This is a genomic window from Pseudomonas sp. R-28-1W-6, assembly GCF_009799925.1.
Lineage (GTDB): Bacteria > Pseudomonadota > Gammaproteobacteria > Pseudomonadales > Pseudomonadaceae > Aquipseudomonas.
Genome location: NZ_WELK01000009.1, coordinates 78,872 through 99,871, shown reverse-complemented (window position 1 = coordinate 99,871; position 21,000 = coordinate 78,872). Strand labels below are relative to the sequence as shown.

Sequence of the window (21,000 nt, the reverse complement as noted above, 5' to 3'; positions counted from 1 at the left end):
CGCGGCGTAGCCTATGCCCTAGCGTAGGGTGCGCGGGGCCGCCTAGGCCGTGCGCACCACTGAACACCACGGTGCGCACGGCGCACCCTACGGAGCAGCAGTAATGAACTTACCCAAACACGTGCGCCTGGTCGAAGTCGGCCCGCGCGACGGTTTGCAGAACGAGAAACAGCCGATCAGCGTGGCCGACAAGGTGCGCCTGGTCGATGAACTGAGCGCCGCCGGCCTCGGCTATATCGAGGTCGGCAGCTTCGTCTCGCCCAAATGGGTGCCGCAGATGGCCGGCAGCGCCGAAGTGTTCGCCCAGATCCAGCGCAAAACCGGCGTGATCTACGGCGCGCTGACGCCCAACATGCAGGGCTTCGAGGCCGCCGTGGCCGCCGGGGTCAGGGAAGTCGCGGTATTCGCCGCCGCCAGCGAGGCCTTCTCGCAGAAGAACATCAACTGCTCGATCAGCGACAGCCTGCAGCGCTTCGTGCCGGTCATGGAGGCCGCCCGCCAGCACGGCATCAGCGTGCGCGGCTATGTCTCCTGCGTGCTCGGCTGCCCCTACGAGGGCGACGTGGCACCGCAGCAGGTGGCCAGCGTGGCCGCCGAGCTGTTTGCCATGGGCTGCTATGAAGTGTCCCTGGGCGACACCATCGGCACCGGCACCGCAGGCGCCACCCGCCGCCTGTTCGAGGTCTGCGCCGGCAAGATCCCGCGCGACAAGCTTGGCGGGCACTTCCACGACACCTATGGCCAGGCCCTGGCCAATGTCTACGCCAGCCTGCTGGAAGGCATCAGCGTATTCGACAGCTCGGTCGCCGGCCTCGGCGGCTGCCCCTACGCCAAGGGTGCCACCGGCAACGTCGCCACCGAAGACGTGCTCTACCTGCTCAATGGCCTGGGCATCGACACCGGCATCGACATGCACCGGCTGATCGCCGCCGGCCAGCGCATCTGCGACGTGCTCGGCCGGGCGAATGGCTCGCGGGTGGCGCGCGCCACCCTGGCCAGCCGCTGACCACTAGCCGAAAGCCAGGTACCAGGCGCGCCCGGCTAGCGGTTAAGCTGCCCTCCTCCCTATCGTCGAGAACGCCGATGAAAGACGCCAACACCCTGAGCGACTACCAGCACGTACGCCTGCTGGCGATCCGCTCACTGTTCGAGATCATCGAGCAGTCCAGCGAAGGCACGGTGATAGTCGACAAGGACGCGCGCATCGTCTGGATGAACGAGCGCTACGCCCGTCGCTATGGCCTGGAGGATGCCGCCCAGGCCATCGGCCTGGAGGTGGAGAAGGTCATTCCGTCCAGCCTGCTGCGCCAGGTGGTGGAGACCGGCCAGCCGATCCTGCTGGACATGCTCGACACCCCAGGCGGCCCGCTGGTGGTGATGCGCCTGCCGGTGCACGACGACGCCGGCGCGGTGATCGGCGCCATCGGCTTCGCCCTGTTCGATCAGTTGCAGAACCTGGCTCCGCTGGTGACTCGCTTCACCCAGATCCAGAAGGAGCTGGCCTCGACGCGCTCGCTGCTGCAGGCACGCCAGGCCAAGTACAACTTCGCTCACTTCATCGGCGCCAGCGCCGCCAGCCTGGAGGTCAAGCGCCGTGCCCGGCGTGGCGCGGCCAGCGAGTCGCCGGTGCTGCTGCTCGGCGAGACCGGTACCGGCAAGGAGCTGCTGGCCCACGCCATCCACAGCGCCTCGCCACGGGCCCACAAGCCCTTCGTCAGTGTCAACTGCGCGGCCATTCCGGAGACCCTGCTGGAGGCCGAATTCTTCGGCACCGCGCCGGGTGCCTTTACCGGCGCCGACCGCAAGGGCCGTCCCGGCAAGCTGCAGATCGCCCAGGGCGGCACGCTGTTCCTCGACGAAATCGGCGACATGCCGCTGACCCTGCAGAGCAAGCTGCTGCGCGTGCTGCAGGAAAAGGAGTTCGAACCGGTCGGTTCCAACGAGGTACGCCGCAGTGACGTGCGCCTGATCGCCGCCACCTCGCTGGACCTGGAAGCCGCGGTGCAGGAAGGCCACTTCCGCGCCGACCTGTACTACCGACTGAACGTGCTGCCAATCCAGCTGCCGCCGCTGCGCGAACGCCTGGACGACCTGCCGGCGCTGTGCGAGGCAATCCTCGACGAACTGCCCGGCCACCACGAACTGGACACCGAAGCGCGCGCCCTGCTGGCCAGCCATGCCTGGCCCGGCAATATCCGCGAGCTGCGCAATGTGCTGGAACGCGCCGCCCTGCTCGGCGATGAGCCGCTGCTGGGCGCCGCCGCGCTGCGTTCGGCCATCGGCCGCCTGTGCCCGCTGCCCAGCTCCGTCGTGTCCGCAGCCCTGCCGACAGTGACTGGCGACTTCCATAGCGCCCGCGAAGCCTTCGAGCGCCAGTTGATCCAGGCGGCGCTGGCCGAGCAAGCCGGCAATGTGCTCGAAGCCGCCAAACGCCTGGGGCTGGGCCGCTCGACCTTGTACAAGAAGATGGTCGCCCTGGGCCTTTCGTCTTGATTTATAGACAAGTCTCTATTCTGAGACCTTCCAAGAAGCCCAGGAATCCTGGGCTTTCGGCTCGAAAAACGATACTGCCAGTCTCCAACGAGAGACTGAGGCATTGGCAAAGCACCGTCTTTTTACCAATAAATCCTTATAAATCAATCTCTTGTGTTGTTGGCATGGAACTGGCTAAAGGCCTTGCGCGGCCAGACCGCAGCCGAAATAACAACAATACCGCTGCACGTAGCGCGAACTTTGCTCCTGGGACGCCCCGGCACCGTCCTCGTTCGCCACGGCGCCGCGCCAGGAGACACCCGATGAGCCAATCGCTCAGCCATGCCGTCGCTCTAGCCGCCCTCGGCGGTGCCGTTTGCCTGCCTAGCCAGGCAGCCTTCCTCGAAGATGGCAAGGCCACTCTGGAACTGCGCAACTTCTACTTCAATCGCGATTTTCGCCAGGCCGACGCCAGCCAGTCGAAGCAGGAGGAATGGGCCCAAGGCTTCCTTCTGCGCTACGAGTCCGGCTTCACCGAAGGCACCATCGGCGTCGGCATGGATGCCCTCGGCATGCTCGGCGTCAAGCTCGACTCCAGCCCGGAACGTGCCGGCTCCGGCCTGCTGCCGCGCGACAAGGAGAAGGTCGACGGCGCTCAGGACGAATACGGCGAGCAGGGCCTAACCGCCAAGTTCAAGGCCGGCGCCAGCGTGCTCAAGGTCGGCACCCTGCTGCCCAAGCTGCCCACCGTGCTGGCCAACGACTCGCGCCTGCAGCCACAGACCTTTCGCGGCGCCCACCTGAACTCCACCGATATTGCCGGTCTGACCATCGATGCCGGCCAGTTGCGCCAGGTCAGCCAGCGTGACTCCTCGGACAGCGAGGACATGGGCCTGACCACCGGCGGCGCCAAGGGCATAGTCGCCAGCGCCAGCAGCGACCGTTTCGACTTTGCCAGCCTGGCCTACAAGTGGAGCGACCAGCTCAGCAGCTCGTACAACTACGCCAAGCTCGACCGCCTGTACGACCAGCACATCGTCAACCTGACCCACCTGTTGCCGCTCGGCGCGGGCCAGTCGCTGAAGAGCGATCTGCGCTTCGCCCGCTCCGACGACGACGGCCGCAGCAACGTCGATAACCGCGCGCTCGGCGCCATGTTCACCTACGGCCTCGGCGGCCATGCCTTTGGCCTCGGCTACCAGCACATGAGCGGCGACACCGGTTTCGCCTATATCGGCGGCACCGACGCCTTCCTGGTCAACTTTGTGCAGATCGGCGACTTCGCCAACGCCGAGGAGCGCTCCTGGCAGGCGCGCTACGACTACAACTTCGCCGCCGTCGGCATCCCCGGCCTGACCTTCATGACCCGCTACCTGTCCGGCGACAACATCGATCTGGGCGTCGGCAAGCCCGACGGCAAGGAGTGGGAGCGCAACACCGATATCGCCTACGTGTTCCAGGACGGTCCATTGAAGAACCTCGGGGTCAAATGGCGCAACGCCACGCTGCGTTCCAGCCACTTTGGCAACGACCTGGACGAGAACCGCCTGATCCTCAGCTACGTGCTGCCGCTCTGGTAATGAACCGGACCGCCCACCACCTGGCCAACAACAATATCGCTGCGCGTGGCCGCGCCTCCCGCCACGCCGCAGTACAGGAGATAGCTCAATGAGCGTAATCATCGCCCTCGCGGCCCTTGCCCTGCTGATGCTCGCCGCCTACCGCGGCTACAGCGTCATCCTCTTCGCCCCGATCGCCGCCCTCGGCGCCGTGCTGCTCACCGACCCGTCCGCCGTGGCGCCCGCCTTCACCGGCGTGTTCATGGAGAAGATGGTCGGCTTCATTAAGCTGTACTTCCCGGTGTTCCTGCTCGGCGCCGTGTTCGGCAAGCTGATCGAGCTGTCCGGCTTCTCGCGTTCCATCGTCGCGGCGGCCATCCACCTGCTCGGCACCCGCCAGGCCATGCTGGTGATCGTGCTGGTGTGCGCCCTGCTCACCTACGGCGGCGTATCGCTGTTCGTGGTGGTGTTCGCCGTGTACCCCTTCGCCGCCGAGATGTTCCGCCAGAGCGATATTCCCAAGCGCCTGATCCCGGCCACCATCGCCCTCGGCGCGTTCAGCTTCACCATGGACGCCCTGCCCGGTACCCCGCAGATCCAGAACATCATCCCCACCACCTTCTTCGGCACCACCTCCTGGGCGGCGCCGTGGCTGGGGGTGATCGGCACCCTGTTCGTGTTCAGCGTCGGCATGCTCTACCTCAGCCGCCAGTTGAAGAAGGCCCAGCGCAGCGGCGAAGGCTACGGCACCGAGCTGCGCAACGAGCCGGAAACCGCCGAGGACATCGCCCTGCCCAACCCCTGGTTGGCGCTGTCGCCGCTGGTGCTGGTGGGCGTGGCCAACCTGCTGTTCACCCGCTGGATTCCCGAGCTGTACGGCAAGACCCACAGCCTGCAGCTGGCCGGCATGGCGCAGCCGGTGACCAGTGAAGTGGCCAAGCTGACCGGCATCTGGGCGGTGCAGGCCGCGCTGCTGCTGGGCATCTTGCTGGTGCTGATCTGCGGCTTCCGTGCGATCAAGGCCAAACTGGCCGAAGGCACCAGGACCGCGGTCGGTGGCGCCCTGCTGGCGTCGATGAACACCGCCTCGGAATACGGCTTCGGCGCGGTGATTGCCTCGCTGCCCGGCTTTCTGGTGCTGGCCGATGCGCTGAAAAGCATCCCCAACCCGCTGGTCAACGAGGCGGTCACCGTAACCCTGCTGGCCGGCATCACCGGCTCGGCCTCGGGCGGCATGAGCATCGCCTTGGCGGCCATGTCCGACACCTTCATCGCCGCCGCCAATGCCGCCAACATCCCGCTGGAAGTGCTGCACCGGGTGGCCTCGATGGCCTCCGGCGGCATGGACACCCTGCCGCACAACGGTGCGGTGATCACCCTGCTGGCGGTCACCGGCCTAACCCACCGCGAGGCCTATAAGGACATTTTCGGCATCACCCTGATCAAGACCCTGGCAGTGTTCGTGGTGATCGGCACCTTCTACGCTACCGGCATCGTCTGACCCTGAGGCGGGCGCAACCCCAGCTACGGCTGCGCCCACCCTATCAAGGTCGCCCAGGCGGCCCACGCAACAGGAGAATTCCATGAATCTGCAAGGCAAGACAGCACTGGTCACCGGCTCCACCAGCGGCATCGGTTTAGGCATAGCCCTCAAGCTGGCCGAGGCCGGCGCCAACCTGATCCTCAACGGCTTCGGCGAAGTCGACGCAGCCCTGGCCGCCGTCCGAGCCAAGGGCGTCAAGGCCGGCCACCACCTGGCCGACGTGGGCAAGCCCGAGGAAATCGCGACGATGATCGCCTACGCCGAGGAACAGTTCGGCGGCGTCGATATCCTGGTCAACAACGCCGGCATCCAGCACGTGGCACCGGTGGAGGAATTCCCGGTGGAACGCTGGGACGCAATCATCGCCATCAACCTGTCCTCGGTGTTCCACGCCACCCGCCTGGCCCTGCCCGGCATGCGTCAACGCGGCTGGGGGCGGATCGTCAACATCGCCTCGGTGCACGGCCTGGTCGGCTCGGTGCAGAAAGCCGCCTACGTGGCCGCCAAGCACGGCGTGGTCGGCCTGACCAAGGTGGTGGCGCTGGAAACCGCGCAAAGCAACATCACCTGCAACGCCCTGTGCCCGGGCTGGGTGCTGACTCCGCTGATCCAGAAACAGATCGAGCTGCGCGCCACCGATGGCGACTTCGACCGCGCCCGCCGCGAGCTGCTGGCGGAGAAACAGCCGTCGCAGGACTTCGTCACCCCCGAGCAGCTCGGCGAGCTGGTGCTGTTCCTTAGCAGCCAGGCCGCCAGCCAGGTACGCGGCGTGGCCTGGACCGTGGACGGCGGCTGGACCGCCCAGTGAACCCTACAATCAACAAGAAACCGCACTCTCAGGATGTCGTCATGAATCAACCGCTCTGGGCCCCTTCCGCCGACCGCATCGCCGCCACCCGCATGGATGCCTTCCGCCGCTACGTCAACCAGCGCCATACCCTGCAGCTGGCCGACTACCCGGCCCTGCACGCCTGGAGCGTGGCTGATCGTGAAGCCTTCTGGCAGGCCATCGTCGACTTCTTCGAGATCCGTTTCAGCCAGCAGCCCGCGTGCGTGCTGCGCGAAGGCAGCGCCATGCCCAGCGCCCACTGGTTCCCCGGCGCCACCCTGAACTTCGCCGAGCACCTGCTGCGCCGCCGCGACGATCACCCGGCCCTGGTCGCCATCGGCGAAGACGGCAACCGCGAACAGCTGAGCTACGCCGAGCTGGCCGCCCAGGTCGCCGGCCTGCAACGCAGCCTCAAGGCCGCTGGAGTCGGTGTCGGCGACCGCGTGGCCGCCTTCATGCCCAACACCTGGCAGACCGTGGTCGGCATGCTCGCCAGCGCCAGCCTCGGCGCCACCTGGTCGAGCTGCTCGCCGGACTTCGGCACCCAGGGCGTGATCGACCGCTTCGGCCAGATCGAACCCAAGGTGCTGATCGCCGCCGCCGGCTACCGCTACGCCGGCAAGAACCTCGACCTGACCGCCAAGCTCAACGAAATCCTCGAACGCCTGCCCACCCTGCAGCAACTGGTGGTGGTGCCCTACTCCAACCCCGACGCCAAAGCTGGCGACTTCAAGACACCGGCCCAGGTCGCGCTGTGGGGCGACTTCTACCAGGCCGGCGGCGAGCCCGTGTTCACTCCGGTGCCTTTCGAGCAGCCGCTGTACATCCTCTATTCCAGCGGCACCACCGGCGTGCCCAAGTGCATCGTCCATGGCGTCGGCGGCACCCTGCTGCAGCATGTCAAGGAACTCGGCCTGCACACCGACCTGACGGCCGACGACAGCCTGTTCTACTACACCACCTGCGGCTGGATGATGTGGAACTGGCTGGTCTCGGGCCTGGCCCTGGGCGCCACCTTGGTGCTGTTCGACGGCTCGCCCTTCCACCCCGGCGCCGAACGCCTGATCGACCTGATCGACGCTGAGAACATCAGCCTCTTCGGCACCAGCGCCAAGTACCTCGCCGCCCTGGAAAAGGCCGGCGCCAAGCCCGGCAAGACGCACAGACTGCAACGCCTGAAGGCCATCCTCTCGACAGGCTCACCGCTGGCCCACGAGGGCTTCGAGTACGTCTACCGCGACATCAAGGCCGACCTGTGCCTGTCCTCCATCTCCGGCGGCACCGACATCGTCTCCTGCTTCGCCCTCGGCAACCCGGTGCTGCCGGTGTGGCGCGGCGAGCTGCAATGCAAGGGCCTGGGCATGGATGTGCAGGTGTGGAACGACGCCGGCCAGGCGGTGCGCGGCGAGAAAGGCGAACTGGTCTGCGCCCGCCACTTCCCCAGCATGCCGGTCGGTTTCTGGAACGACCCGCAGGGCGAGAAGTTCCAGGCCGCCTACTTCGACACCTTCCCCGGCATCTGGGCCCACGGCGACTACGCGGAAATCACCGAACACGGCGGCCTGGTCATCCACGGCCGCTCGGACGCCGTGCTCAACCCAGGAGGCGTGCGCATCGGCACCGCCGAGATCTACCGCCAGGTGGAAAAGGTGCCGCAGGTACTGGAATCCATCGCCATCGGCCAGGACTGGGACGGCGACGTGCGCGTGGTGCTGTTCGTGCGCCTGCGCGAGGGCGTAACGCTGACCGACGAGCTGCAGGCGCAGATCCGCCAGGTGATCCGCGCCAACACCACCCCGCGCCACGTGCCGGCCAAGATCATCGCCGTGACCGACATCCCGCGCACCATCAGCGGCAAGATCGTCGAACTGGCGGTACGCAACGTGGTGCACGGCAAACCGGTGAAGAACACCGACGCCCTGGCCAATCCGCAAGCATTGGAGCTGTACCGCGACCTGCCACAACTGCAGGACTGACACGCGCCATCAACGGCCAACACCGCAAAAACCGCAAAAACCGGCACCATATTGAGCAATGTGCCGGCATTGGGGCAGACTGCTGACCGGGCACTCTGCCCTTCTTGCCCAGGTGACGATATGGACGTTGTCAAAACCCTCAAACCCGGTAGCAACGGCACCAAACGCCTGGTGCAACGCTATGGCGAGCAACTCCTTGCCGTGCGCTACCGCCTCGACCGCGAAAAGCAGCTCAGCTACACCACGGTTGAACTGATCATCGAGACAAAACCAGCCCCGACTCAGGGCCTGAACCTCACCGCCGACCGCCTTCAGCAAAACCGCCAACAGATTGCCCTGCGCATCCACCACGAAGAGCGGGATCTACAACGCCTGGTCAAAGCAGCAGGCGGCAAATGGGACGTTGACCACAAGATCTGGCGCATCAGTTACGGCGAGGCCATCAGGCTCGGCTTGAAAGAACGGATCATCGAAAAATGATGGTCAGATATAGACACCTGATGCCTACATATGGAGACATGTATCCAGATATGGGAACATTCCCAGATGTAGGCATGTCGCCTATTTATAGTTAGGCAGCCTCCGGAAATTCATCTCTGATTTGTTTTAATCGCAACACCGCGTCGCCTGTAGGTCGCCATAGTTATTGGCATTATCAAAGGGAATTGGTTTATGCCGGGCACCGTAACAATTAACTTACCGCGCTCCCCTTCCAATCCGGCGGCGTCAGCCTTTTCTTTCTGCGTTGCGGCGGCTACCGTGTCGGACCAGAAAGGCCTAACAACTGCTTCAAGTCGTTCGCTGCGCTCACTTGGACGGGCTAAAGCCCGCCCCTTAACCAAACGTTATGCCCCACTACATTATCCGGTGAAAATTTGTGAAAGATGAGTTGAGCGATTTCAGAACTTCTATTGACAATGATGAGGGCCTGCAATCCAAACGGAAGCTTTTAGTTATGGCTTGCATAATATTCCTGGCTTTAAACTTAACCGGAGCAACTCTTGAAGAAGCCAACACATTCTTATTCAAAATAAAATTCACGAATTACGTCGGACTAAGCTACTTATTTTTGGCTGCAATAATTTTTCTAACAATACGGTATTACTCATACGCTCAAGAACACCACTCAAAACTGTATAACTATTGGAGTCAGCGACTGATAGATAACTACAGAATCCTGTATTACAGTCACGAAGATGATGATCCGAAAGGATTACTGGGAAAAGCCATTGATGTCTATATTCGCGACGAGCCAGGTATCAGCAAGGCTAAGTACTGCGTGAGCGGGATATTTAAAAGATCAATTTCATACACAAGCCCGGGCTTTGATGAAACAGGTGTACAGTGCTATTTCACAAAATATATACCCCTAACAAACTTTGGGGAAAAATGGAAGCTCCGCCACTATCTATGGTTGTTGTGGTACGAACTTGCATATCAGTCAGAGGCTACCTTTAAATACCGAGAAAACCTTGATTTACTAGCCCCATACCTTTTAAGCACCATCGCTATTTCGTCATTTATCTTTAAATTTGAAATATTGAATCTCTTGCAACATGGCACATAACTAGTGGTTCAAGTCGTTCGCTTCGCTCACTCGGGACCGGCTAAAGCCGGCCCCTTAACCAAACGTTAGCAACCCGCCTAGGTCGGCGCCAAATGAACATTGATCCCGAAGCAAAAAATATCTTACTGTCAGTATTATTTATACTTTCAATTTTCACATTGTTTGTCTTGTACGTGGTAGAGGCAATTCAGGCATCGCAGTTTACAAAATCCAAGGGAATATTCTTTTATGATGCAACTTGGTTTCTAAGTCCAAAAAAATTCCCAGGCGGCGAGCGGCACTGCAAAAACGCATTAATCTATTCAATTTTGATGGCTGCGCTAATCGGATCACTATATTTTCTCTAAGCACGTTAGGGCTGCTAACAACTGGTTCAAGCCGTTCGCTCCGCTCACTCGGGACCGGCTAAAGCCGGCCCCTTAACCAAACGTTATACGTAGTTCGCGCACAGGAGCTATGAAGTGAGAAGGAATACATTGAAACAATATGCAATGTGGATATTATTCGCCGCTTCAATAGCGCTTATAACCCCAACAAGCTTAACCTATATCCCTGCCTCGCTATATCTTCTCATGGGGATACCTGAAGCTCCCGGCTTAGCTTTATTTATACCACTCGCAGGTTATGGGATTTATTGCTCATGGTGCATCGCGCTGAACCTAGAAGATTACACTCAATACGGAGCACCATTCCACGTATACATGGGAATTGCAGCAGGAACTATTGCATTACTCATAATCACCAGTATGTTCGGCATCCACAAATCAATAGAACAAATAATGGAGCGACCACTTTCAGCAATAATTATCGGCTTCGGCCCTCTTATTTCCTCGTACACATCACTTATAGTTATTTTTATCATTCGACTCAGCGTTATCAACCACTCAGAGCAGGTATAACAATAGGTTCAAACCGTTCGCTTCGCTCACTGGGACCGGCTAAAGCCGGCCCCTTAACCAAACGTTATACCCCGGAGGAAACTTGTCGAATACCATACAAAACCCGACTCCGGAATTTATTCGCCAGTATTTAAGCGAAAACTCCACAGAGGAGTTTTTTGGCGCAGAGTCTGCACTAGGGAAACTATTCAAAATGTTTCCATCAAACAAAAACTTCGATGAAGTACTTCTTAAAGTCACGTGCCTTAACGACCTTTACCAAACCAACGTTTACGCAACCTATCGATTAGCCAAGAATATTCACGGAATGAACATAGACTCTAGGTTGAAGAAAGGTGATTTATCACTAGTCACAGACATAGAGAAAAATGGCTTAGGCAATCGGCGCGTATATTCATTCGCCACAAAATATTGCAGCTGGCACAATCAAGACGCATACCCAATATACGATAAATACGCAGCAAATCTTCTGCACTATTACTTGAAATCTGTTACCGCAAACAGAGCCACAAAGAAAAGCCTTCTCAATTACCCCGATTATGTATCAGGAATACTGGCGCTTAAAGAACACTACCGACTCAAAAAAATAAGCATTAAGAAGCTCGATAAATTCCTCTGGCTGTATGGAAAGCAGAGTTTCCCGTAGCACGTAGGTATAACAATTGGTTCAAATCGCTCGCTTCGCTCACTGGGACCGGCTAAAGCCGGCCCCTTAACCAAACGTTAGCCATCATGAAAAAAACTCTACTGCTAGCCCTCATTATCTCCACTGCGGCTTCTGCACAAGATGAGCAGAATTTAGGCCCGGACAAATGGCCCACGACAGTGGAAGCAACTGTCGCAGATATTCTGGCTTCCCTATCTGCCGAGGACAAAGAGATGCTGCGTAAAAACAAGAAAGATGAATTAATTATGTACCACCATGGCTGGGGAACCGGAATTCGTAACTACTATGGTTTATGGAGAGGCAACGAAAAACTCATCGAGTCCGCATGCGGAAAAGGGTGCCATCCAGATGAAGCCTCCATGGTAATAATCAAAGCAGTCTGGTCATCCCTGCAACACGAAGGCTAACAATGCGCTCAACTACCGCTCACTTCGTTCGCTGGACGTCCAAAAGCTGCGCTTTTGGCCGCCCGTTAGCTTAATCGTTAGAAACCATCATGGATAACTGGTACAACACCATCGAATACCAAACCCATGTAGCCGAAAAACTAGAGGCACTTGGAGAAACAAAGTACGACCGCGAGGCTTATGAATTCGCGCTAGAGGCATACCAGTATGCGCCTGAATATCATGAAAATATTCCCACGCCGCCTCCCAATCTTGGGCTCGCGTACCATGTAAGCGCCTTCAACTTTGCACACTGCTATGTACTTCACGCTAAAGAAGTGTTTGAAGCTCCAAAAGACACACTGAGCTCCTGGGGCGTATTTTCCTCAACGGACATTGGTGAAATTGTTTATGGTTTAGTCCGTATTGGCTTGCTGGACCAAGGCCCCGAAGACAAAAAAGAGCAGTTTGAAGGGTTGTTTTTAATCACCGACGTGCTGTGATGTCTTCTAACTACTGGTTCAAGTCGTTCGCTTCGCTCACTCGGGACCGGCTAAAGCCGGCCCCTTAACCAAACGTTAGATTTTTATGCCAACCCAGAAGAAACTTGATTCATATAAAGGCAAATTATCTGCATCAGAAATTGCAGCCGGCATGAACGCAGCCAACGCAAACGCCATGCGTTTAGCTAACGATGCTCAGAAGCTGCTGGAGACAGGAAGCTTTCCAACTGCGGCATCGCTCGCAGCCCTATCGATTGAGGAGTCCGGAAAGGTTTCAATCCTACGTCAACTCTCAACGGCCAGTACCGCAGAAGAAATCAAAGAAAGTTGGAAAAACTATCGCTCTCATACCAGCAAGAATGCGCAGTGGTTACTTCCTGAGCTTGCAATAAAAGGGGCAAGGAAACTAGAAGACCTTCGCCCTCTCTTCGATGAAGATGCAGAGCATCCCTTCATCCTTGATCAGCTAAAGCAATTGGGCTTTTATACGGATTGCCTAGGAAATAAAAACTGGTCAATACCTACTGTTGTCGTCAACGAAGAGCTCTCCAAATCACTTGTTCAAACAGCAAAACTCCTTGCAGGCAAGAGCGAAGTTACTACAAAAGAAATTGAGTTATGGATTGAACATGTCGGCAAAGCTTCGAAAACCGACTTTAATGCCATGAAAGAGGCCTTGATCACATGGTATGCAGCAATGCAGGATGCTGGGCTTAAAGAAGGCGGGGGCAATTCAATGAAAAATTTTATTGATAACGGCGTAGCATTCCCAAAAATCTAACAAGTGGTTCAAATCACTCGCTTCGCTCGCTGGGACGGGCTAAAGCCCGCCCCTTAACCAAACGTTAGCGCCATGATGAAATCAAAATTCAGCATATACGCATTATTAGCAGCACTTATTTTCTTCAGCCATAAGGCATTAGCAGAGAAGCAGCCCTCCGAAAAGGTTGCACTAAAGTCTTTTGAGTTCCTTGGCTGCAGTGGCGACTGGACAGAAGAAAACCATCAGCCTGAAATCTGGAAAATGGGTTCTGATAACGGATTAACATTTCTAGTTCGCCACCCATCATCTTGCGGATCAGACGCAGGCAGAAATCCATCTTTCAACATTGAGTCTGGCAATTTAAATTTAGCTTACGAACCATATTCAACCATCGACATGTACGCTTTTTGCGAGTGTGAATTCTGGGCCAAGTTCACGTTCGCAGAAAACTTACCCACAGTGAAGTCAGCCACTTTCAAAAATGAAAAATCACGCCTTAAAGGCGAGTGGCCTGAACGCTAACAAACGGTTCAAGCCGTTCGCTACGCTCACTCGGGACGGGCTAAAGCCCGCCCCTTAACCAAACGTTAGAGCTCACAACTTAATCGCTCCAAATTTTGACATTAAAACTACGAAGCTACTTTTCAGTAAAATTGCTAGAGACTCATGACATGGCAAGCGATCTATCGTTGGACCTCTCAAGGTACCTCAGCCAAAGTGCAGCAACTGAATTGCTTTCCCCAGAGACGACTAGCGCTGATTGGATGCTCTGGGTTACCGCAGGAATGCTTTTCGTTGCTGTAATTCAAGCAGGCTTCTTTTTCATACAACTCCAACTCATGAAGCGCTCAATGCGAGTGGCGGAAACAGCCACAACCGCCACAGAAAATAGCGTTAATATCATGCGCGATACGGCAGCCCGACAACTTAGAGCATATATTGCAGTTGAGCGAGCCTGGATTGAATTCCCCGAACCAGGCATACCCAAAGTAACAGTCATTGTAAAGAATGCAGGACAAACTCCAGCACACAATTTACGGCACTGGATTCACCAATGGATCGAGAGATATCCGTTATCAATTGAGCTGCCCGAGCCTCCTGAGGATTTTGTTATGTCCTCAAGCATACTCGGCTCTGGCGCCACGCATGAGATGCAAATAACCCACCCGCAACAGATAATCAACCCATGCTGTATTCATGAGATTGGCACCCCAGAGGGTACTATTTACGTTTATGGCGCAGTAACCTATCAAGATATTTATGGAAACGAACATTTTATGAAATATCGCCTTATGCATGGAGGCAGCACTCAGGCTCGTCCAGGTTATCTTTCACCATGCGAGGCAGGAAATGAGGCTTCATAGCCTCCTGCCAACAGGCTCTAACAACTGGTTCAAGTCGTTCGCTTCGCTCACTCGGGACCGGCTAAAGCCGGCACCTTAACCAAACGTTAGGCGGCCAGGCAAACGCCACATCAACTCCGGAAGCAGATTAAATGTTTAATAAGCCACTGATAACTCTTTTGCTCTGCATTCCCTTAACTAGCCAAGCCGCCCCAGACTCTACTGAAGGAGAAACCACACTTTATGCTGCGATACATAATCACCTAATTCAGTCTAGCCTCTGCGCAAACCATAGAGAGTGTAATAAAATTGCTCCCATGTATGGTCGCAACGAAAAAACTGTCGAGTTAAACTTATACTCGGCAACAGACCCAAAGGTGGTAAGTGCAGTATTTGGCTTCGTTGCTGCAAACGGGCTTCAAATAACAAAGGGAAAGCCCGTTGCTCTTGGTGCTTTTCCTAAGCCGAAAGAAGCATATGTAAATAGTATCAGCGGATTTATTGCCAATAGAAAGCCTATTGCGTCGCTTCGCTTGGAATCTCCGTAACGCCTAACAAGTGGTTCAAGTCGTTCGCTACGCTCACTCGGGACCGGCTAAAGCCGGCCCCTTAACCAAACGTTAGGTAACACAAGGAGGTTATGTGCCGGCGTACCAAGGAAGCTGCCACTGCGGCGCAATAAAATTTCAGTTTGAAGCCCCTGTTATTGAAAGCGGCTTACGCTGCAACTGCTCCATCTGCCAAAGAAAGGGAGCATTGATGAGTGCATTTACAGTGGCTCCGTCTGAGCTAGCCATCACCGCCACTCCCGGCGCGCTATCAACATATGAATTCGGCAGTTGTGTTGCAAAGCACCACTTCTGCAGCAAATGTGGAATCTATCCATTTCATCAAACGGTGAAAAAGCCAGGTCATTACCGCATCAACCTTGGCTGCCTCGAAGGCATCGATACATCCTTGGTCCCGTTTGAAGTATTTAATGGCGCAGCTATCGAGGTGTAACCTAACAATTGGTTCAAGTCGTTCGCTTCGCTCACTCGGGACCGGCTAAAGCCGGCCCCTTAACCAAACGTTAGGCATCAGGAAGGTTTATGCCAAGCCGATACATAATCGATACCAGCGTTCTGCTCCAACACCCACAGATATTGTCTAGGGCTGGAAATCGGAAGATTGTTATTCCAAGAGCAGTAATGGAAGAGCTTTCCCACAGAGGAAAAGGAAGCAAATGGGCAGATATCGCTGAGCTAGTAAATTCATCTATTTCGTCCGGGGTGAAAATAGCCGATGCTCCTGCAAAACTTAAAAACGACCTTATTCAATCAGACAGAAACGCTCAGCGCCTAAGTGGCGCGGATTTTGACATTGCACGAATAGCTATTGCTTATGCTGAGCAACAGGGTGCGGATGCGCCCTGTGTGGTAACAAATGATAAATCCTTGGCTTATTTTTTATCTAGCCGAAACATAAAATCCATCACTGGCACTGAATTTATCGGCGAAAGCAAAGGTGATTCTTTAAATAAGGATATTGAAGATAAGGCCGAGAAGGTTGTTTCCTCTCAGAAACGTTACCTTATCACCAGCTTTGCTCTTGGCGCGCTCGCTTCTGCTGCCGGCAACATCATCTATTCCAATATAAATCTGCTCGTTTCAACAATCACTGTTTGGGGAACAATGATTGGACTGCCTGCTTTAGGTCTAGCGCTGTTCTGGTACAGAGAGAATTTTCGTCTTTCGTACGGTTCTTTCGAGTTTTGCGTCGGAGTAATCATGTCTTACTACGTCTTCTTTCCGACTTTTAGTTATTCTGGCCTCGGAGTTACCGAGGGGATCCAAGTCCTAGGCGGTTTATATGTCATGGTTCGTGGTCTAGATAATATTGGCAAAGGTGTAATCGGCACGAGACTTGAGGCGCTATGGGCAAAATTGTTTAGCGCCAAAAATGCCTAACAACTGGTTCAAACCATTCGCTTCGCTCACTGGGACGGGCTAAAGCCCGCCCCTTAACCAAACGTTAGGGATCAACATGGTTCGTGCTCTCAGCATAATTCTCTTACTGATCAGTCATGCCGCGCTAGCTGATGAGCCGCAGTATCTATGCAAAGACGATGAAAACCTTATTTTCGGGTGTGAGATAAAAGGCAAATTCATATCTATATGCTCATCTAAAAATCTCAGCAAGACAGTTGGATATACACAGTACCGTTTCGGAAAACCTGACAAAGTCGAATTCCTATATCCAGCATCAAAAAAACCACCAGAAGGTATATTTTTCCTGGGGAGCACTGGCTATTCGGGCGGCGGAGCAAACATAGTGCGCTTCAATAACTCTGGTTACGAGTACCTAGTTTTTGACAGCATGATAAGAACTAATTTTGCACCAGGCGAGCCAAACAACCCGGAGTTCAAAGCTGGCATAGTTACGCGGCACAACGGGAAAATAACTTCCACTCGTTTGTGCACAGATAATGCGGCAAGTATACGAGCCTCAGCATTCGAAGCATTTGAGAGAGAGGGTTTTGACTATGAAGTTATACCCTAACTAGTGGTTCAAGTCGTTCGCTGCGCTCACTCGGGACCGGCTAAAGCCGGCCCCTTAACCACACGGGGTCCAGCCAGCTCTTCGACGCGATCAAAGACATGAGATCCAGGTTCCTGCCGCGGTAAATTACTTCACACTTTATTTCACATTCAAAAATAATGGAACACTGCGTGGATAAAGGCTTCCACTAACAAAATGGAACGCAATACAGCCGGCTAGCTTCACATTTATTTTCACATTCTCTGCGGCGCCATCAGTTCGCCGCACGTGGGCATGCAGGACATGCCGGTGCTGGCGAATCAGGCTGGCAATACCAGCCCCCGTTGTTTACTGTCCCCGGCGGAGCCCCGCGCCTTCTGCCGGGGCCGGTAGCCAGCCACGCTACGCTGACTGGAGCCTGACAGCGGCCAGTTCAGGGGCTCTCTTGATAGAGCCTCAGGCCTGCTCAGCAGCCTTGCTAAACCGTCGTCATGAAAGGAACTCAGCCATGCAGCAGCCTGCCCGCATCCTCATCGCCACCGCCCTGCTCGCCCTCTGCGCCCCGCTCACCCAGGCCGCCAGCGTTGCCGAAGTGTTCAACGGCGACATGCTGGGCACCAACCAGCGCTACTTCGAGTCCATCGCCGGGATTCCACGCGAGTCTTCTGGCAACCAGCACCTGTTCCGCGTCAGTGGCTGCAACATCACCGCCACCATCCAGAACAACAGCGTCACCGCCCTGCGCCTGGAGCTGACACCCAGTTGCCAGGCCGACCTGACCAGCTTCCTCGGTGAATCCTTCGCCCCGCCAGCCGGCCAGCCGCTCACTGTCGGCGGCTTCCAGCAGGCCGCCGGCGACCTGAGCTTCTACTCCGACTGCCTGACCCTGTGCGGCAATGCGGCCGACCCTTCTGCCTACGCCCACTGGGAAGGCCCGCATGCGGTGAACTTCCGCGAAGTCATGCTGGAAGTGGTGCTGGCCGGCGATGCCGCCCTCGAAGCCTCCAACCGCTGGCAACAGCAGATGACCGCCGCCAAGGGCGAAGACTGGGTGATGGCAACCCGCTTCAACTGCGAGCGCGACTTCGACGGCCAGGCGCAGCAGAGCTTTGCCGCTGTTGCGGTGGATGCCATCAGCATCGGCAGCGGGCTGGTCAAACCCGGCTGCTAAGCCAGCTTGAAGCAGGGCCTGAGCCGGCGCCTCGGCACGGCACGACCGAGGCGCTGGGTATCGACGCCCGCGCCACTTCACTGACCTGGCGCAAGCCGGCGTGACAAATTGCGCCGGGGCGCTTGGCAAGGCCGCGAGGAAGCGGGTACATAAAGGCATGTTCCCAGCGAAGCAGCCCCATGAGCCTCTCTTCCGACGCCACCGCCACCGAGAAACCGCCCGTGCGTCTGAAGCTGCGCCGGGTCGCCATCGACACCTACCGGGAAAACGTCGCCTACCTGCACCGTGACTGCGCGGCCTGCCGCGCCGAGGGGTTCCAGGCCCTGGCCAAGGTGGAGATCCGCGTCAACGGCAAGCGCATCCTGGCCAGCCTCAACCTGGCCGATGACCCGGCGATTGTCGGCTGCGACGAGCTGGGTCTGTCCGAAGACGCCTTCGCCCAGCTCGGCGCCGAGGCCGGCGAGCTGGCCTCGATTGCCCAGGCCGAACCGGCCGCGTCGATCCCCGCCCTGCACCGCAAGATCGCCGGCGAGCGCCTGCAGCGCGAGGACTTCCAGGCCATCGTGCGCGATATCGCCGAGCACCGTTATTCGAAGATCGAGCTGACCGCCTTCGTGGTGGCCTGCAACCAGGGCGAGCTGGACCGCGAGGAGGTGTACTTCCTCACCGACGCCATGGCCCATGTCGGCCGGCGCCTGGACTGGCGCGAGCACCCGGTGGTGGACAAGCACTGCATCGGCGGCATCCCCGGCAACCGCACCTCGATGCTGGTGGTGCCGATCGTCGCCGCCCACGGCATGCTCTGCCCGAAGACCTCCTCGCGGGCGATCACCTCGCCCTCCGGCACCGCCGACACCATGGAGGTGCTGGCCAATGTCGAGCTGCCCTTCGAGCGCCTGTGCGAGATGGTCCGCGAACAGCGCGGCTGCCTGGCCTGGGGCGGCGCCAGTGACCTGTCGCCGGCCGACGACGTGCTGATCTCGGTGGAGCGGCCGCTGTCCATCGACTCGCCGGGGCAGATGGTCGCCTCGATCCTGTCGAAGAAGATCGCCGCCGGCTCCACCCACCTGCTGCTCGACATCCCCATCGGCCCCACCGCCAAGGTGCGCTCCATGGCCGAGGCGCAGCGCCTGCGCAAGCTGTTCGAGTTCGTCGCCTCGCGCCTGGGGCTGACCATCGACGTGGTGATCACCGATGGCCGCCAGCCGGTCGGCAACGGCATCGGCCCGGTGCTGGAGGCACGCGACGTGATGCAGGTGCTGCAGAACGACCCGCGCGCGCCCAATGACCTGCGCCAGAAGGCCCTGCGCCTGGCCGGGCGCATGCTCGAATTCGACCCGGACGTGCGCGGCGGCGACGGTTATGCGATTGCCCGCGACATCCTCGATTCCGGCCGCGCGCTGAACAAGATGCAGGCGATCATCCAGGCCCAGGGCGCCAAGGCCTTCGACCTCAACCAGCCGACGCTGGCGGCGCTGACCTTCGAGGTGCTGGCCGAGCACGACGCGGTGGTGACCGGCATCGACAACCTGCAGCTGGCGCGCATTGCCCGCCTGGCCGGCGCGCCCAAGGTGCAGGGCGCCGGCGTCGACCTGCTGCGCAAGCTCGGCGAGGCGGTCAAGGCCGGCGATTGCCTGTACCGCGTGCACGCCGACTTCCCCGCCGACCTCAGTTTCGCCCGCCAGGCCTGCGAGCGGGCCAACGGTTTCAGCCTCGGTCGCCCGGACCAGGTGCCCAATGTATTCGTGGAGTTCTGATGCAAAGCCTGCTGCTGTATTTCGATGATGAACGCGCCGCCGCCCTGCGCCTGGCCGCGGCCTGTGGCCTGGAGGCCGCCGCCATCGAGCGCCACCGCTTCCCCGACGACGAGTTGCGCCTGCGCCTGCCGCTGGATAGCGCGGCGCGCCTGCCCGAGCAACTGGTGATCTACCGTGGCCTCGACCACCCCAACGAGCGCCTGGTCGAGCTTCTGCTGCTGGCCGGGGAAGCCCGCGCCCTGGGCGCCCGGCGCCTGCTGCTGGTGAGCCCGTACCTGGCCTACATGCGCCAGGACATCGCCTTCAACCCCGGCGAGGTGGTCAGCCAGCGCATCATCGGCCGCTTCCTCGCCGAGCATTTCGACGGCCTGATCACCGTCGACCCGCACCTGCACCGGGTCGCCAGCCTGAATGAAGCGGTGCCGCTGGCCGATGCCGTGACCCTGTCCGGCGCCCCGGCCCTGGCCGAGCTGATCGCCCGGCAGCGGCCGCAGGCGGTGCTGATCGGCCCGGACGCCGAATCCGTGCAGTGGATCGAAGTGGCTGCCGGCAGCCATGGCTTCGCCCACGGCGTGTGCCAGAAGGTGCGCCACGGCGACCGCGACGTCACCATCGAGTTGCCCGACATGCCGCTGGCCGGCCGTCAGGTGGTGCTGCTCGACGATATCGCCAGCTCCGGGCATACCCTGGCCCAGGCCTGTCGCCAACTGCTGGCCGCCGGCGTCCGCTCGGTGGACGTGGCGGTGACCCACGCGCTGTTCGCCGGCGACGCCCTTGAGACCATCCGCGCCGCGGGAGTCGAGCAGGTGTGGAGCACCGACTGCATCGCCCATCCGAGCAACGCCGTGTACATGGCGCCCTACCTGGCCGCGGCCCTCAAGCCGCTGCTGCGCTGAACCGGGGCAGCGATCCTTAGAATCTGTTTAGGAGCTTTTGAGCTAGAGCCAGGCAAGGCGAAATTGGGCGAGGACGCGGAGTTTACGAGGTGTAAATGAGCAGTCCGAGCCCGATTTCAACGCAGCATGGCCGACGATCAAGAGATCCG

General features: G+C 58.3%; 20 protein-coding genes. All 20 read left to right on the top strand.

Going from position 1 to position 21,000, the window contains the following annotated elements; genetic code table 11:
• The first annotated feature begins 103 nt into the window (after positions 1-103).
• Positions 104-1,006 carry a hydroxymethylglutaryl-CoA lyase gene (locus F3I62_RS15850; RefSeq protein ID WP_160490612.1) on the top strand — a complete coding sequence of 301 codons (903 nt, stop codon included), beginning with the start codon at positions 104-106 and terminating at the stop codon, positions 1,004-1,006.
• Between the two features lie 77 nt (positions 1,007-1,083).
• Complete coding sequence (locus tag F3I62_RS15845) at positions 1,084-2,493, top strand: sigma 54-interacting transcriptional regulator (RefSeq protein WP_160490611.1); 1,410 nt, start codon at positions 1,084-1,086, stop codon at positions 2,491-2,493.
• A 302-nt stretch (positions 2,494-2,795) separates the two neighbouring features.
• On the top strand, positions 2,796-4,052 hold the full coding sequence (locus tag F3I62_RS15840; RefSeq protein WP_160490610.1) for an OprD family porin: 1,257 nt from the start codon (positions 2,796-2,798) through the stop codon (positions 4,050-4,052).
• Positions 4,053-4,140: 88 nt separating this feature from the next.
• Positions 4,141-5,532, top strand: coding sequence for a GntP family permease (locus F3I62_RS15835; RefSeq protein WP_160490609.1), 1,392 nt, complete (start codon positions 4,141-4,143; stop codon positions 5,530-5,532).
• An 82-nt stretch (positions 5,533-5,614) separates the two neighbouring features.
• Positions 5,615-6,382, top strand: coding sequence for a 3-hydroxybutyrate dehydrogenase (locus F3I62_RS15830; protein WP_160490608.1), 768 nt, complete (start codon positions 5,615-5,617; stop codon positions 6,380-6,382).
• Between the two features lie 41 nt (positions 6,383-6,423).
• Positions 6,424-8,379 (top strand): acetoacetate--CoA ligase, encoded by a 1,956-nt coding sequence (locus tag F3I62_RS15825; protein ID WP_160490607.1) that lies wholly within the window; start codon positions 6,424-6,426, stop codon positions 8,377-8,379.
• A gap of 120 nt (positions 8,380-8,499) precedes the next feature.
• On the top strand, positions 8,500-8,859 hold the full coding sequence (locus F3I62_RS15820; protein WP_160490606.1) for a hypothetical protein: 360 nt from the start codon (positions 8,500-8,502) through the stop codon (positions 8,857-8,859).
• A 397-nt stretch (positions 8,860-9,256) separates the two neighbouring features.
• On the top strand, positions 9,257-9,946 hold the full coding sequence (locus tag F3I62_RS15815; RefSeq protein WP_160490605.1) for a hypothetical protein: 690 nt from the start codon (positions 9,257-9,259) through the stop codon (positions 9,944-9,946).
• A gap of 981 nt (positions 9,947-10,927) precedes the next feature.
• Positions 10,928-11,491: a hypothetical protein gene (locus tag F3I62_RS15810; RefSeq protein ID WP_160490604.1), complete on the top strand. Its 564-nt coding sequence runs from the start codon at positions 10,928-10,930 to the stop codon at positions 11,489-11,491.
• Between the two features lie 86 nt (positions 11,492-11,577).
• Entirely contained in the window at positions 11,578-11,919 is a 342-nt protein-coding gene (locus F3I62_RS15805; protein WP_160490603.1) for a DUF6794 domain-containing protein, read from the top strand.
• Between the two features lie 89 nt (positions 11,920-12,008).
• A complete protein-coding gene (locus tag F3I62_RS15800) occupies positions 12,009-12,401 on the top strand; it encodes a hypothetical protein (protein ID WP_160490602.1) in 393 nt (130 codons plus the stop codon).
• A gap of 85 nt (positions 12,402-12,486) precedes the next feature.
• Positions 12,487-13,182, top strand: a complete 696-nt coding sequence (locus tag F3I62_RS15795; RefSeq protein ID WP_256667787.1) for an AbiV family abortive infection protein — start codon at positions 12,487-12,489, stop codon at positions 13,180-13,182.
• A 72-nt stretch (positions 13,183-13,254) separates the two neighbouring features.
• On the top strand, positions 13,255-13,686 hold the full coding sequence (locus F3I62_RS15790; RefSeq protein ID WP_160490601.1) for a hypothetical protein: 432 nt from the start codon (positions 13,255-13,257) through the stop codon (positions 13,684-13,686).
• Positions 13,687-13,835: 149 nt separating this feature from the next.
• A complete protein-coding gene (locus F3I62_RS15785) occupies positions 13,836-14,528 on the top strand; it encodes a hypothetical protein (protein WP_160490600.1) in 693 nt (230 codons plus the stop codon).
• A 621-nt stretch (positions 14,529-15,149) separates the two neighbouring features.
• A complete protein-coding gene (locus F3I62_RS15780; RefSeq protein WP_160490599.1) occupies positions 15,150-15,509 on the top strand; it encodes a GFA family protein in 360 nt (119 codons plus the stop codon).
• Positions 15,510-15,598: 89 nt separating this feature from the next.
• Positions 15,599-16,456: a PIN domain-containing protein gene (locus F3I62_RS15775; protein ID WP_160490598.1), complete on the top strand. Its 858-nt coding sequence runs from the start codon at positions 15,599-15,601 to the stop codon at positions 16,454-16,456.
• A 76-nt stretch (positions 16,457-16,532) separates the two neighbouring features.
• Positions 16,533-17,048: a hypothetical protein gene (locus tag F3I62_RS15770; protein WP_160490597.1), complete on the top strand. Its 516-nt coding sequence runs from the start codon at positions 16,533-16,535 to the stop codon at positions 17,046-17,048.
• A 487-nt stretch (positions 17,049-17,535) separates the two neighbouring features.
• A complete protein-coding gene (locus F3I62_RS15765) occupies positions 17,536-18,198 on the top strand; it encodes a hypothetical protein (protein ID WP_160490596.1) in 663 nt (220 codons plus the stop codon).
• Between the two features lie 179 nt (positions 18,199-18,377).
• Positions 18,378-19,955, top strand: coding sequence for a thymidine phosphorylase family protein (locus F3I62_RS15760; protein WP_160490595.1), 1,578 nt, complete (start codon positions 18,378-18,380; stop codon positions 19,953-19,955).
• Positions 19,955-20,851, top strand: a complete 897-nt coding sequence (locus tag F3I62_RS15755; RefSeq protein WP_160490594.1) for a ribose-phosphate diphosphokinase — start codon at positions 19,955-19,957, stop codon at positions 20,849-20,851. Before F3I62_RS15760 ends, F3I62_RS15755 begins: the two co-directional genes overlap by 1 nt.
• The last annotated feature ends 149 nt before the right edge of the window (positions 20,852-21,000 follow it).

Excerpts from the sequence above, each read along its gene's own strand:
- F3I62_RS15850 (WP_160490612.1), top strand. The coding sequence starts at position 104 with ATGAACTTACCCAAACACGTGCGCCTGGTCGAAGTCGGCCCGCGCGAC.
- F3I62_RS15845 (WP_160490611.1), top strand. The coding sequence starts at position 1,084 with ATGAAAGACGCCAACACCCTGAGCGACTACCAGCACGTACGCCTGCTG.
- F3I62_RS15840 (WP_160490610.1), top strand. The coding sequence starts at position 2,796 with ATGAGCCAATCGCTCAGCCATGCCGTCGCTCTAGCCGCCCTCGGCGGT.
- F3I62_RS15835 (WP_160490609.1), top strand. The coding sequence starts at position 4,141 with ATGAGCGTAATCATCGCCCTCGCGGCCCTTGCCCTGCTGATGCTCGCC.
- F3I62_RS15830 (WP_160490608.1), top strand. The coding sequence starts at position 5,615 with ATGAATCTGCAAGGCAAGACAGCACTGGTCACCGGCTCCACCAGCGGC.
- F3I62_RS15825 (WP_160490607.1), top strand. The coding sequence starts at position 6,424 with ATGAATCAACCGCTCTGGGCCCCTTCCGCCGACCGCATCGCCGCCACC.
- F3I62_RS15820 (WP_160490606.1), top strand. The coding sequence starts at position 8,500 with ATGGACGTTGTCAAAACCCTCAAACCCGGTAGCAACGGCACCAAACGC.
- F3I62_RS15805 (WP_160490603.1), top strand. The coding sequence starts at position 11,578 with ATGAAAAAAACTCTACTGCTAGCCCTCATTATCTCCACTGCGGCTTCT.
- F3I62_RS15800 (WP_160490602.1), top strand. The coding sequence starts at position 12,009 with ATGGATAACTGGTACAACACCATCGAATACCAAACCCATGTAGCCGAA.
- F3I62_RS15795 (WP_256667787.1), top strand. The coding sequence starts at position 12,487 with ATGCCAACCCAGAAGAAACTTGATTCATATAAAGGCAAATTATCTGCA.
- F3I62_RS15790 (WP_160490601.1), top strand. The coding sequence starts at position 13,255 with ATGATGAAATCAAAATTCAGCATATACGCATTATTAGCAGCACTTATT.
- F3I62_RS15785 (WP_160490600.1), top strand. The coding sequence starts at position 13,836 with ATGGCAAGCGATCTATCGTTGGACCTCTCAAGGTACCTCAGCCAAAGT.
- F3I62_RS15775 (WP_160490598.1), top strand. The coding sequence starts at position 15,599 with ATGCCAAGCCGATACATAATCGATACCAGCGTTCTGCTCCAACACCCA.
- F3I62_RS15770 (WP_160490597.1), top strand. The coding sequence starts at position 16,533 with ATGGTTCGTGCTCTCAGCATAATTCTCTTACTGATCAGTCATGCCGCG.
- F3I62_RS15765 (WP_160490596.1), top strand. The coding sequence starts at position 17,536 with ATGCAGCAGCCTGCCCGCATCCTCATCGCCACCGCCCTGCTCGCCCTC.
- F3I62_RS15760 (WP_160490595.1), top strand. The coding sequence starts at position 18,378 with ATGAGCCTCTCTTCCGACGCCACCGCCACCGAGAAACCGCCCGTGCGT.
- F3I62_RS15755 (WP_160490594.1), top strand. The coding sequence starts at position 19,955 with ATGCAAAGCCTGCTGCTGTATTTCGATGATGAACGCGCCGCCGCCCTG.